Genomic DNA, 13,438 nt, shown 5'->3' with positions numbered 1-13,438 from the left:
CATTTAAACAACGAGCAAAATCATGAGCAGACTACACTTCGATACCCTACAACTTCATGCAGGGCAAACACCTGCGCCCGGAACCAATGCACGCGCTGTTCCGATCTACGCAACAAGTTCCTATACGTTTAATGATGCCGATCATGGTGCCAATTTATTTGCCTTAAAGGAGTTTGGAAATATCTACACCCGGATTATGAATCCCACAAATGATGTTTTTGAGCAGCGGATGGCCGCGCTTGAGGGAGGCGTAGCGGCTTTGGCTACTTCCTCTGGACAAGCGGCGCAGTTCTTGGCCCTGACTACCTTGGCCGAGGCTGGGGATAATATTGTGACGACAAGTTACTTATATGGTGGAACGTATAACCAATTTAAGGTGCAATTTCCACGTATTGGTATTCAGGTTCGGTTTGCCGAGGGTGACGACCCTGCGAGTATCGAATCTTTAATTGATGAACGAACGAAGGCCATTTATGTAGAAACTATTGGAAATCCAAGATTTAATGTTCCGGATTTTGATGCGATTGCAGCCATTGCCAAAAAATATGGTGTGCCTTTGGTTGTGGACAATACCTTTGGTGCTGGGGGATACCTCTTTCGCCCGATTGAACATGGCGCCGACATCGTGGTTCATTCGGCCACAAAGTGGATTGGTGGGCACGGTACGGCCATTGGTGGGGTAATTGTGGATGCGGGTACATTTCCTTGGGACAATGGCCGTTTCCCGACGTTTACCGCACCTTCTCCAGGGTATCACGGCCTCAATTTTTGGGAAGTTTTTGGCAGTAATGGCGTGCTTGGCGTAAATGTAGCTTTTATCATCCGGGCCCGGGTGGAGGGATTGCGGGACTATGGCCCTTCACAAAGTCCTTTTAATTCCTTTTTATTGCTCCAGGGTTTGGAAACCCTCTCTTTGCGTGTACAACGCCATGTGGAAAATGCGCAGGTAGTGGCCGAGTGGCTAGAAGCCCATGATGCAGTAGCATGGGTGAGTTATCCGGGTCTTGTCAGTCATCCATACCACGAGCAAGCCAAAAAGTACCTCAAACGAGGTTTTGGGGGCGTGCTCAGTTTTGGTATAAAAGGTGGGCTTGAGGCCGGAAAGACATTCATTAACGGTGTGAAACTTGCCAGCCACTTGGCCAATGTGGGTGATGCAAAGACCCTAGTGATTCATCCGGCTTCTACTACTCACCAACAATTAACCGCAGAAGAACAACATGCTTCTGGAGTAACCCCCTCCCTCATTCGGCTTTCGGTGGGAATTGAATACATCGAAGATATAAAAGCCGATTTGAATCAGGCCTTAGTCGCATCACAGGTCTCTTAATGCACCAGACTGGGCGGAAGGACGGCTGGTATGTCCTTCCGCTTATCCTTGCCCACCTTAACAACAAACCATCATGGACATCCCTCTTCCATCCGGCCTTAAAACCTTATATATCCATCCATTCACCCTTGAAAATCAACACCAACTACATGCCGTACAGGTAGGGTATCAGGCGTGGGGTACACTCAATGAACGTCAAGACAATGTATTGGTGGTCTGCCATGCCTTGACCGGAAATACGGATATCGCTGACTGGTGGGGCGATCTATTGGGGCCAGGTAAAGCATTTGATACGAATCGGTATTGGGTGGTGTGTTTAAATGTATTAGGGTCGTGTTATGGGACGATGGGGCCATGCACAATCAATCCGGAAACAGGAAAACGATATGGTGGAACGTTTCCAAGGGTCACGGTTCGAGATTCGGTTCGACTCCACATCGAGGCACTAAAGCAATTAGGAGTACAAGGAATCGAAGCCGTTATTGGTGGTTCTATGGGAGGGATGCAAGCCTTGGAATGGGCTTATTTGGCACCGGAGTGGGTCAAGCGTGTGGCCGTGATTGCGGCTTCTGGACGCCATTCCGCCTGGACCATTGGGTGGAGCGAGGCACAACGTGCAGCAATCTATGCCGACCCTCATTGGCAGAATGGCTACTACGACGAAGCGAATCCGCCGCTTGCAGGATTGGCAGCTGCTCGTATGAATGCCATGATTTCGTATCGGTCTTGGCGTTCTTTTCAAGACCGCTTCGGTCGGGCAGAGCAGGCGTCTCAGGGCGAAGCCTTGTATGCCGTAGAGAGCTATCAACGGTACCAAGGCAGAAAATTAACCGAACGGTTTGATGCCAATGTCTATGTTCGGCTGACACAATTAATGGATTCGCACGATGTCTCACGAGGGCGTGGGGTCTATGAGCAAGTACTTCGAAGCCTGAACATTCCGGTCTTGGTTGTGGGGATAGACTCCGACCTTCTATATCCACTTCCTGAACAGGAGGAGTTGGCGCGGCATATACCGCAAGCACATTTCCGAATTTTACATTCAGAAGATGGCCACGATGCGTTCTTAATCGAATTTGAACAACTGAGTTCGTTTATTAAGCCCTTTCTGTCAGATTCGTACCCCCAAGTGAATGGCAAGGCCATTTCAAAATCGGTTGCTGAAAACGCGGTAGGGAAACCTGTTGGCCTACCTTTGGTGTCGGCAACGACCTCGAATAACCATCCCTTAAATCATAAGCTAAAGGAGTTAAAATGCAAAAGTATCGTGTTGGCGTCTTAGGGGCGACTGGTGCTGTTGGTCAGAAGTTCGTGGAGTTGTTGGATGGGCACCCGTGGTTCGAAGTGGTTGCCCTTGCGGCTTCCGAGCGATCGGCCGGGAAAAAGTACATAGATGCCGTAAATTGGATTGGCGCAACCCCGATTCCTGAAAAAATTGCAGGTCAAACTGTGGTGCTTGCGAATCCGGAAGAAGTGGATGCCGACTTTGTTTTTTCCGGTGTAGATGCCAGTGTGGCGTTGGAAATGGAATTGGCGTTTGCACAAGCTGGTATGCCAGTAATCTCCAACACCCGAAACTATCGGATGGAGCCGACTGTCCCATTGTTGGTTCCAGAAGTGAACCCGGCGCATCTGGCTTTAATTGATCGTCAGACCTACAGCAAGCAAGGCGGCTTTATTGTCACCAATCCCAATTGCTCAACGGTCGGTCTCGTGCTGGCCTTGTTACCCCTTCAGCAAGCATTTGGTTTGGAGGCAGTCCACGTGGTGACCATGCAGGCTCTTTCCGGCGCGGGTTATCCGGGTGTACCTTCTTTAGACATTTTAGGTAATGTCGTACCACACATCGGGGGCGAAGAAGCCAAAATGGAAACAGAGCCACTAAAATTGTTTGGCACCCTTTCAGAAGAGGGCATTCGCTTCGCAGACTTTAAGATCAGTGCTTCCTGTAATCGGGTTCCTGTTTTGGATGGCCATACCGAAAGTGTTTCGGTTAAATTAAAAACGCCCGCCGATCTTTCTGCAATCAAAGCAGCGTTTGAAACCTTCGAAGACCCGATTGGTCATCTGGGGTTGCCTTCGTCGCCTACGCCCCTGATCAAATTATTCGAGGATGAGCGTTTTCCGCAACCACGACGCCATGCTTCTTTGGGAAATGGCATGACGGTCTCGGTGGGGCGGGTGCGTGCGGATACATTATTCGATGTGAAGTTTACGCTTCTGGTCCATAATACCATTCGTGGAGCAGCAGGAGGCGCCATTCTCAATGCGGAACTTTTGGTGAACAAAGGCTACTTGAAACATCGGATTTAAAAAGCGCCTTTTAAATTGGGGTGCATCAACAGGTGTGCCCCTTCTATTTTGGGTATCCATGGCACATTTTACGATTATACAAGCCAAACGAGAACATCGAGATGAAATTGAACGACTTTGGAGGTCGCTTATGCGGCTACACCAGTCGTTGGATACCCGCTTTAGGCTTGCACCGGATGCAACAGATCGCTGGCGTAATAGTTTTTCCGACTGGCTCTATGAAGCCGATCATAAGATGTGGGTTGCCGTCGAGGAAAAGGGAATCGTAGGGTACATCGCAGCCCATTATGCCGTTACTTCTACCATTTTTGAACCGCCAGGAGAAGTTTTTATTCAAGAGATTTATGTTGATACAGCATATCGAGGGCTTGGGATCGGTAAAGCCTTGGTAGATCAAGTAAAAGAGTGGGCTGTGGAAATTGGAAGCGAACGCATTGGCTTAATTGCCTCTTCACGCAATGCGGAAGCCCAATCCTTCTGGAAACAGCAAAATGCGGTCGAATTCGCGATTCAATCGGTCATTGAATTATAAAATGATGTGAATATTGACTTGTTTTTTTAGGGGTAAAGCCAAACGTCGCAGGTATCTTCTTTTGTTTTTTTGGTTAATGTGCATATGTTCTTATTTAATTAAGTATTGAAAGCGCTTTTATGTTATTTTTGTAACCCAGTCTCTTTTTTGCTTCATTTATTTATCCTAAATCCCTTGCTGAGCCGTTGTTCTTTAGGTTTTATTTGTTCAATAAAGTTTGTTTATTTAATGGCACGTCCCCAACCTCAGAGGCAAGTTCGTCTTGTATGGATGCTACCTTCTTTGCCTAAAGGTTCTGACCGGATTTGGTTCTGAAATGAATCGTCCATCCTTGATCTGGCTAAAAATTTGTTGCTTCAAAAACAAAATCCTTAAAATAAGCAACTTGCTTTTTTAAGACCACTATAACCCCAATCTTATGACCACGCAGAATATCCCAGATACCGCCGGTGATGCAATTCCCGACGAAATGGTAACAATCCAGCCCCCGACAGTTACTGGTTCCGAGATTCTTATTCGAACTTTAGAATATGAAGGGGTAGAAGTTATTTTCGGCCATCCAGGAGGTGCTATTATTACTCTTTATGATGAGCTCAGCCGGATTCAGCCTTCGTTTAAGCATATTTTGGTGCGACACGAGCAAGGTGGGACCCATGCCGCAGAAGGATATGCCAAGGCCACGGGGAAAGTAGGGGTGATGCTGGCCACCAGTGGGCCGGGGGCAACCAATACCGTGACTGGAATTGCAGATGCTTATATGGACTCCGTGCCGATTGTCGTTATTACAGGACAGGTTCCTACACATCTAATTGGAAATGACGCTTTTCAAGAGGCGGATATTGTGGGGATTACCCGAACCATCACCAAACATAATTATTTGGTGCGGGATGTGCGGGATCTTTCAAGGGTGGTGCGTGAAGCCTTTCATATCGCCCAGTCCGGACGTCCAGGACCCGTTCTGGTAGATATCCCTAAAGACGTTCTACTGGCCAAGGCACCGCTTCAGATTCCAGAAAGTATTGACATCCGGGGGTATCATGTTCCAATGCAGCCATCCAAAGCAAAAGTCCAACAGGCTGCCGATATGATCATGGCCGCAAGCAAGCCCTTGTTGTATGTGGGTGGGGGATGTTTGTTTTCGGGCGCAGCCGAAGAATTGGCAGAACTGGCCAGAAAAACCCAGATTCCGGTGACGACTACCTTGCATGGCATCGGAGCGTTCCCCGTGACCGATGAGCTTTCGCTACATATGTTAGGAATGCATGGGACATGGTATGCCAATCAGGCAGTTCAACATGCGGATTTGCTGATTGCCGTTGGAGCACGGTTTGATGACCGTGTGACAGGGAAATTAGAATCTTGGGCGCCCCATGCAAAAATCATTCACATGGATATTGACCCTTCCTGTATTTCTAAAAATGTTTATGTGGATTGTGCGGTTGTGGGGGATGTGAAAAGGGTGTTACAGCAATTATTGCCTCTGGTTGGCAAAAAAGACACCTCGGCATGGCTTGAGCAGATTGCACAATGGAAACAAGAATGTCCATTGGGTTATGATAAAGACGGACAACTTCGGCCACAATATATCTTGGATTTGTTGTGGGAGAAAACCCAGGGAGATGCCGTTGTGATCACAGACGTCGGCCAAAACCAAATGTGGGGCGCACAATTTTTTAAATACGTCTATCCTCGTACCCATATTACTTCGGGCGGATTGGGAACCATGGGGTTCTCGTTACCAGCTGCCATGGGAGCTTCCTTCGGACAACAAACACGTCCCGTGGTCTCGATTAACGGGGATGGTGGTTTCTTGATGAATGCCCAAGAATTGGGGGTGATCTCGCAGTACAACCTGCCCGTAAAAATCATCATTTTCAATAATAATTTTCTTGGAATGGTCCGTCAGTGGCAGGAATTATTCCATGAAAGCCGATACAGCCATACCGATCTTTCTGGCTCCAATCCGGATTATGTAAAATTGGCCGAAGCATTCCGTATAAAGGGCTTGTATTGCGAAAATGTTGCCGATGTACAAAAAACGCTCGATGAAGCCTTTGCACACGATGGCCCCGTATTGATGGAATTTAAGGTGGTGAAGGAAGAAATGGTGTTTCCGATGGTTCCTTCTGGTGCTTCGACCGATGAGATGATCACGAAACGGATGACCCCCGATAGTTTTGTCTGATTTGTTTGCCTTAATCCATTAAAACATAAACCTATGTCCACCAAGACTTTAACCCCCCAGCAGATATACCGTAAAAAGGCAGACGGACTCCCCATTAATCCGGGTGATGAAACATTGGTGCAACGCCATATTATCAGTGTATTGCTGGAAAACCAATCTGGATCTTTGAACCGTGTACTGAATATGTTTGCGGCACGGGGCTTTAATTTGGAAAGTGTTGCTGTTGGTGAAACCGAAGATCCAAGTGTTTCTCGGCTCACGTTAGCCACCAGCGGAAATACCAAAGTAATCCGGCAGATTCTCCGTCAACTGAATCGGCTTGTTGAAACGTTGGAGGTGACAGACCTAAACGATGCGGACTATGTGGAGCGTGAAATTTGCCTCATCCGGGTACGGGCATTGGCTCATCAACGCAGCGAACTACGGGATACCCTCGAAATGTTTGAAGGAAAAGTAGTGGACATTACGCCCGAAACGTTGATGTTTGAAGTGATCGGCCCTACAAAAAAAATTAAAGCCCTTATTCATATATTGGGGCCTTATGGCATTTTGGATGTGGCCCGAAGCGGTAGGGTAGCCTTGGCCCGTCCTCTCATTCACGGTGATTGAGTTGTTCGCCATAAGTCTTTATGCGTAAATCAATACCAAATTTTGTACATAACCCATTAAGTTCACCCATGAAAGTTTATTATGATGCCGATGCTGACCTCGGTCTGATTCAGTCAAAAAAAGTAGCCGTTATCGGTTACGGGAGTCAGGGCCATGCCCATGCCCTAAACCTTCACGAAAGTGGCGTAGAAGTGGCAGTGGGCTTGCGTCCCGGTTCTGCTTCAGCCGAAAAAGCCTCGGAACGGGGTCTGAAGGTCTTGGCAGTTGCTGAGGCGGTTCAGTGGGCAGATGTGGTCATGATCCTCATTCCCGATCAGCACCAAAAAAAAGTATTTGATGCCGAAATTGCACCAAACCTTCGTGCCGGACAAGCGCTTGGCTTCGGACATGGTTTCAATATTCATTTCAAGCGGGTCATTCCTCCAACGGATGTGGATGTGTTTATGGTGGCCCCGAAATCTCCAGGGCATTTGGTCCGCCGGACTTATACCGAAGGTGCTGGAACGCCGTGTTTGGTAGCTGTTCATCAGGATGCAACCGGAGGCGCCTTGGAATTGGCGCTTTCCTATGCCTCTGGCATAGGAGGAGGACGTGTGGGGATCATCGAAACCAACTTTAAGGACGAAACCGAGACAGATCTTTTTGGGGAGCAAGCCGTATTGTGTGGTGGCTCGGAAGCCCTGATTAAAGCGGGCTTTGAAACTTTGGTAGAAGCGGGTTATCCGCCGGAATTGGCGTACTTTGAGTGCCTCCACGAGTTGAAGCTCATCGTTGACTTGTACTACGAGGGTGGCTTGGCGTACATGAACTATTCCGTATCCGATACTGCCGAGTATGGTGGTTATACACGTGGCGTGCGTGTAATTAAGGATACGGCAAAGGCCGAGATGAAGAAAATCTTGGACGAGGTACAAAATGGCCAGTTCGCGCAAGAATTTATTGACGACTGCGACAATGGGTCTGCGAACCTACAAGCCATGCGCGAAGCCGATACTGTGCATCCAATTGAGGTCGTCGGTAAAAATTTGCGTGCCATGATGCCTTGGCTGAAAACCAACCGAAAAGCTGAAACGGTAGGTGAGCCAATTGGTCAATAATTTTTAGAGGGTCGGGGTAATTTCTGGCCCTCTTCTTATGTTTTCGCGCATGGACATACAACTTATTGCCGCTGAGTGTATCCAGTATTTTGAGGAAAATCTCTCCAAAATCCGTGCCTGTCTGGCATTGATGGATGAGACAGAAATTTGGACAAAACCTTCCGGCAACTCGAATGCGGTGGGTAACCAATTGTTACATCTTGTAGGCAATATCCGACAATATGTGCTCTCTGGTTTGGCTGGGAGGCCGGATCTACGAGATCGCTCCTTTGAGTTTAATGCCGGAGGAGGCATGTCAAAAACGCAGTTACTGGATGCACTCACTGAAACCGTTGCCGAAGCTGTGGCCGAAATGAAATCATTAAACCCGGATGAACTGTATTGTAAACGGGCGGTGCAGGGAAGGAATGACTGGAGCGTTACAGGTATAATGATTCATGTCACCCAGCATTTTTCTTATCACACAGGACAAATTGTATTCTGGACGAAAATGCTTAGGGATGTGGATATGGCATTTTATACCGAGCCAACGCTGAATGATCGGGTAAAGACTGATTAAATATTACACCTTATAAAACCTTACGCTACGTGAAACCCTCCACCTATAATATTACGCTTTTATCTGGAGACGGGATTGGCCCTGAAGTGGTGGCCGAAGCCGTAAAAGTATTGACCCGTGTTTCGGAGTTGTTTGATTTTGGGATTTTGTTCGAGTCGGCACTCATCGGTGGGGCGGCGGTAGATGATCTTGGTAGCCCCTATCCAGACCAGACGCATGAGTCTTGCAAACGCGCCGATGCCGTCTTGTTAGGCGCAGTGGGTGGCCCCCAATATGACGGTTTGCCAAAGGAACTTCGCCCCGAAACGGGCCTATTGACCATGCGAAAGGCCCTAGACGTATTTGCAAACCTTCGTCCTGTCGCTGTGGATGAGGTTCAGGCGGTGCGTTCCCCTTTGCGCCCGGAGAAAGTGGCGGGAACCAATTTGTTGGTAGTTCGGGAATTGGTGGGAGGGATCTATTTTGGTACGCCTTCTTACCGAAACGATTTTGAAGGGGTGAGTACGATGCGTTATACCCGTCCAGAGATCGAACGCATTGCCCGTATCGCCTTCCGGTATGCCCGTGACCGCAGAAATAAGGTGACATCGGTGGATAAAGCAAATGTTTTGGCGGTTTCGCAACTTTGGCGAGAAGTGGTCCAGGACATACGTGATGCCGAGTTCGAGGATGTTCAGTTAGAGCACATGTACGTGGATAATGCAGCGATGCAATTGATCTTGAATCCACGTCAGTTTGATGTAATCCTCACCGGAAATCTTTTTGGAGATATTCTGAGCGATGCCTCTGCGGTATTGCCTGGTTCTCTTGGAATGTTACCCTCGGCCAGCATCGGTGAATCGAGTGGCTTGTTTGAACCAATTCATGGTTCCGCACCCGATATTGTCGGAAAAGGGATTGCAAACCCAGTTGCTACCATACTCAGCGCAGCCATGATGTTGGATTTTCTGGGCGAAAATGCCGCCGCAACCGCTATTCGTCTTGCAGTCTCAAAAACACAATTGGATGGTTTTTTGACAGCCGATTTGGCAACAGGTCCGATTTTACCACTTACTACGTCTGCTTTTGGAGATGAAGTGGTGAAACGACTTCAGTTCGGTTGATGCAACCTTAATCTCCAATTCTTACGATTAAACGATTTGTTTTCTTAGCTTGGGTACTTACGGGGCAATGTCTTGTTGCTACCGCCCACCAATTTGGTTCGTGTGATGAAGACCGACCCAGCAATGTATCAAGGCCCTTTTGGCCTGTCCTTTCTTGTTTTTGTCTTGCTTGGCCTACGACTTCCGTGCGCCAGCCTGATGCCCTATTCCTTTTGGTGATTTCACCCTTCAAGCTGGCGGTTCTTTTTTCTAAGTCGTTTTTTTCCAATAAGTAACATAAATATATGTGTATCACTATTTTTGATACCACCCTGCGTGATGGAGAACAAGCGCCGGGTGCATCTATGACCATCCCGGAAAAACTACACATTGCACACCAACTGGCTGCTTTGGGGGTGGATGTTATCGAGGCCGGGTTCCCCGTGTCATCCCCTGTTCAATTTGAAGGTGTGCAACGGGTGGTGCAGGAAGTTCATGGGCCAACCGTTGCGGCGTTGGCGCGTGCGGTGGAGTTGGACATTCGCGAAGCCGCAAAAGCACTTGCTGGCGGAGCAAAAACACGGATTCATACCTTTATCGGCACCAGTGATATTCACATCGAAGGGAAGTTTGCCGATGTCAAGTACGGTGTTACATTAGAAGACAAGCGAAAAACAGTCCTGCAAAAAGCAATCGAAGCAGTACAATACGCCAAAACCTTTACGAATGATGTGGAGTTTAGCGCCGAAGACGCTGGACGAACACCGGTGGCCTATCTGCAAGAGGTGATTGCGGCAGTGATTGAAGCCGGAGCAACGACCATTAATATTCCCGATACCACCGGATTTTGTCTCCCTAACGAATATGCAGACCTCATACAAGCGTGCATGAAGGCTGCAAACGGCAGGTCGGATGTCATTTTTTCTACCCATTGCCATAACGATTTGGGGCTTGCTGTTGCCAATTCTCTAGCTGGTGTTCAGGCAGGGGCCAGACAAGTGGAGTGTACCATCAATGGGATTGGCGAGCGGGCCGGAAATGCCGCTTTAGAAGAAATTGTGATGGCATTGCGGGTGCGTCAAAGTATTTTTGGCGTTGACTCTCGGGTGAATTCTCCGATGCTGATGGGGTTAAGCAAATTAGTTTCGACGTATTCGGGGTTTAGTGTGCAGCCAAACAAAGCCATTGTTGGTAAAAATGCCTTCAGCCATGAAGCAGGCATTCACCAAGATGGCGTGCTGAAAAGACGGGATACCTATGAAATCATGCGTGCCGAAGATGTGGGGCAAGACACCAATCGCCAGATTTCTTTGGGACGCCACTCCGGACGACATGGCTTCTTCTCGCGGATACAAACACTGGGATTCTCGGTGACGACTGATCTGAAAGATGATCTTTACCGACGCTTTCTTGATATTGCCGACCAGAAAAAGCACATTTACGACGAAGACTTGGTTCTGATGATGAAGACCTTAGAGTCCGATAGTTCAGAAACCTATGTTCTCTTGGAGCACCTCCAAGTACATGTTGAAACTGGAAAACCCAATTTAGCAACCGTAAGGATTCACTTTGCCCGAACAGGTCATAAAAAAGAACATACCGCCACCGGAGATGGGCCTATTGATGCCATTTATCGGGCCATTGACCATTGTATGGAGCATGGGTACAAACTGATGGGGTATCACATTCGTGCACTTTCCGAAGGACAAGATGCTGTTGGGGAGGTGGATGTGGAAATTGAATTTCAAGACCGCACGTTTAAAGGTGCTGCACGGAATATGAACACATTACTGGCATCGGCATTGGCGTATATTGATGCCATCAACCATGTCGAAGCGTTTCGGGACAGCCAAGACATGGTACGTCATTCCATCCGCGAAAAAGTGGAAGTGGACGCTCAAGTTTAAACCAGATGGATGGGGCGGCGCTTCATCCGTCCCCAACCGTTTTAAGATGACATCGGGAAAAAAGAGTGCGCTCTTGTTGGCGTTCGTCGGGATGGCTGTTAATGGGTACAGCATCTGGTTCCTCAGTACGCGCACCGCAGATTGGGGGATGATTTCAGATTTGTTTGTTGCGACCTTGCCCTATTGGTTGATGGTCGCTTTGATGGTGGTGGGTAGTGGCCCGGAAAGAATGTACTGGATTTTGTGTGGCCTTTTGGCAATCATGATTATAGCCGGCGGTATTGGCCTGCAATATATCTTTGATTTTTCTGTCGAATATCCGAAAAGTCGCTATTATCCGGGAAAAATTATTACCTCTTTTGTCACTACGATGATCGAAAGTTTTAGTCTGGTAATTATGATTATGTTTGCTTATGGTGCACAAACCATCGCTTCTGTACTCGGGCTGGGCGTTGCGGCTTGGTTCCGATACCGAATAAACAAAACCGAAAATTGAGCAATTGTTTAACCGCAAATAGGTTTTTTATGTCTATGACCATAACCGAAAAAATTCTGGCCCGATCTGCTGGCCGTGATCGGGTTTCCCCTGGAGAAAATATCTGGGTTAATGTTGATATTTTAATGACACATGACGTATGTGGGCCTCCTGCTGCTCAGATATTTAAGCGCGAATTTGGCGAACATGCAAAAGTGTGGGACAAAGAAAAGTTGGTCATTATCCCAGATCACTATATTTTTACGTCCGACAAACATGCCAATCGGAACGTTGTGCTGTTGCGGGAATTTGTTGCCGAACAGGCATTGCCGCATTATTACGATGTGGGTTCAGATCGTTATAAAGGGGTTTGCCATATGGCGCTGGCCGAAGAAGGCTTCAACCGGCCTGGTACGGTTTTGTTTGGGACGGATAGCCATACTTGTACATCGGGTGCCTTTGGAATGTTTGCAACAGGTGTTGGCAATACCGATGCCGCCTTTATTATGGGAACGGGCAAGCTTTGGGTCAAAGTACCGGAGTCTATGCGCTTTATTATGGAAGGTGAAATGCCTTCCTACCTAACAGCTAAAGACCTTATTCTGGCAATTATTGGGGAGATTGGTGTGGATGGTGCGACGTATCGTGCTATGGAGTTCGATGGGGAAGCCGTATTTGGCCTTTCCATCGAAGAGCGGATGACGCTTACCAACATGGCGATTGAAGCAGGGGGGAAAAATGGCATTATCGCACCAGATGAGAAAACGTTTGAGTATGTACGGGCGCGGACCGATTATCCGTTTATGCCTCTCTATTCCGATCCGAATGCTCGTTATCATAGTGAATATCGTTTTGATGTCACCAAACTTGAGCCGATGGTTGCCAAGCCGCATCGTCCCGATAACAAAGCCTTTGTCTCGGAAGTTGCGGGCACAAAATTGGATCAGTGCTATATTGGTTCGTGTACTGGCGGGAAGATGGAGGACTTTATTATGGCGGCGCAGGTATTGCGTGGTCGTGAAGTGGTTGTTCCGACGTTTTGTGTGCCAGCCACAACCCATGTTGCCAAATTGATGCACGAAACCTTGATGGAGGGGGAGTCGGTTTGGGATATTCTGGAACGGGCTGGTTGCCGACTAACCCATGCCTCCTGTGCCGCTTGTCTGGGTGGTCCGGTGGATACGTTTGGACGTACTCATGGAACCGAAAATGTAATTTCTACGACCAACCGCAATTTCCCTGGGAGGATGGGTTCTAAACAGTCTTCCGTGTACTTGGCTTCGGCTTATACAGTTGCGGCCTCGGCGCTTGTGGGGGCAATTGCCGATCCACGCGGGGTTTTAGTCTAA

At 48.1% G+C, this 13,438-nt stretch carries 12 protein-coding genes; all 12 read left to right on the top strand.

Annotated elements, in window-relative coordinates; genetic code table 11:
• Positions 1–22 precede the first annotated feature (22 nt).
• The 12 genes from JNN12_03270 (at position 23) to JNN12_03215 (ending at position 13,438) form a co-directional block, all read left to right on the top strand.
• Complete coding sequence (locus tag JNN12_03270; protein MBL7977336.1) at positions 23–1,330, top strand: O-acetylhomoserine aminocarboxypropyltransferase/cysteine synthase; 1,308 nt, start codon at positions 23–25, stop codon at positions 1,328–1,330.
• A gap of 73 nt (positions 1,331–1,403) precedes the next feature.
• The gene (metX, locus tag JNN12_03265; GenBank protein ID MBL7977335.1) at positions 1,404–2,612 is read left to right on the top strand and encodes a homoserine O-acetyltransferase; all 1,209 of its coding nucleotides are present in this window, start codon (positions 1,404–1,406) and stop codon (positions 2,610–2,612) included.
• Positions 2,585–3,643, top strand: coding sequence for an aspartate-semialdehyde dehydrogenase (gene asd, locus JNN12_03260; GenBank protein MBL7977334.1), 1,059 nt, complete (start codon positions 2,585–2,587; stop codon positions 3,641–3,643). Before metX ends, asd begins: the two co-directional genes overlap by 28 nt.
• A gap of 58 nt (positions 3,644–3,701) precedes the next feature.
• On the top strand, positions 3,702–4,175 hold the full coding sequence (locus JNN12_03255; protein MBL7977333.1) for a GNAT family N-acetyltransferase: 474 nt from the start codon (positions 3,702–3,704) through the stop codon (positions 4,173–4,175).
• A 418-nt stretch (positions 4,176–4,593) separates the two neighbouring features.
• A complete protein-coding gene (gene ilvB, locus JNN12_03250; GenBank protein ID MBL7977332.1) occupies positions 4,594–6,360 on the top strand; it encodes a biosynthetic-type acetolactate synthase large subunit in 1,767 nt (588 codons plus the stop codon).
• A gap of 33 nt (positions 6,361–6,393) precedes the next feature.
• The gene (gene ilvN, locus JNN12_03245; GenBank protein MBL7977331.1) at positions 6,394–6,969 is read left to right on the top strand and encodes an acetolactate synthase small subunit; all 576 of its coding nucleotides are present in this window, start codon (positions 6,394–6,396) and stop codon (positions 6,967–6,969) included.
• A 68-nt stretch (positions 6,970–7,037) separates the two neighbouring features.
• Positions 7,038–8,066, top strand: a complete 1,029-nt coding sequence (ilvC, locus tag JNN12_03240; protein ID MBL7977330.1) for a ketol-acid reductoisomerase — start codon at positions 7,038–7,040, stop codon at positions 8,064–8,066.
• A gap of 49 nt (positions 8,067–8,115) precedes the next feature.
• Positions 8,116–8,625, top strand: a complete 510-nt coding sequence (locus tag JNN12_03235; GenBank protein MBL7977329.1) for a DUF1572 family protein — start codon at positions 8,116–8,118, stop codon at positions 8,623–8,625.
• A 29-nt stretch (positions 8,626–8,654) separates the two neighbouring features.
• Positions 8,655–9,728 carry a 3-isopropylmalate dehydrogenase gene (gene leuB, locus JNN12_03230; protein ID MBL7977328.1) on the top strand — a complete coding sequence of 358 codons (1,074 nt, stop codon included), beginning with the start codon at positions 8,655–8,657 and terminating at the stop codon, positions 9,726–9,728.
• 284 nt (positions 9,729–10,012) lie between these two features.
• Positions 10,013–11,614, top strand: coding sequence for a 2-isopropylmalate synthase (locus JNN12_03225; GenBank protein ID MBL7977327.1), 1,602 nt, complete (start codon positions 10,013–10,015; stop codon positions 11,612–11,614).
• Positions 11,535–12,110 carry a hypothetical protein gene (locus JNN12_03220; protein MBL7977326.1) on the top strand — a complete coding sequence of 192 codons (576 nt, stop codon included), beginning with the start codon at positions 11,535–11,537 and terminating at the stop codon, positions 12,108–12,110. Before JNN12_03225 ends, JNN12_03220 begins: the two co-directional genes overlap by 80 nt.
• Before the next feature lie 29 nt (positions 12,111–12,139).
• Entirely contained in the window at positions 12,140–13,438 is a 1,299-nt protein-coding gene (locus JNN12_03215; protein MBL7977325.1) for a 3-isopropylmalate dehydratase large subunit, read from the top strand.

The organism is Bacteroidetes Order II. bacterium (assembly GCA_016788705.1).
Lineage (GTDB): Bacteria > Bacteroidota > Rhodothermia > Rhodothermales > UBA2364 > UBA2364.
Note: the sequence above shows the minus strand (reverse complement) of the source record. Positions and strands in the feature narration are given on the sequence as shown.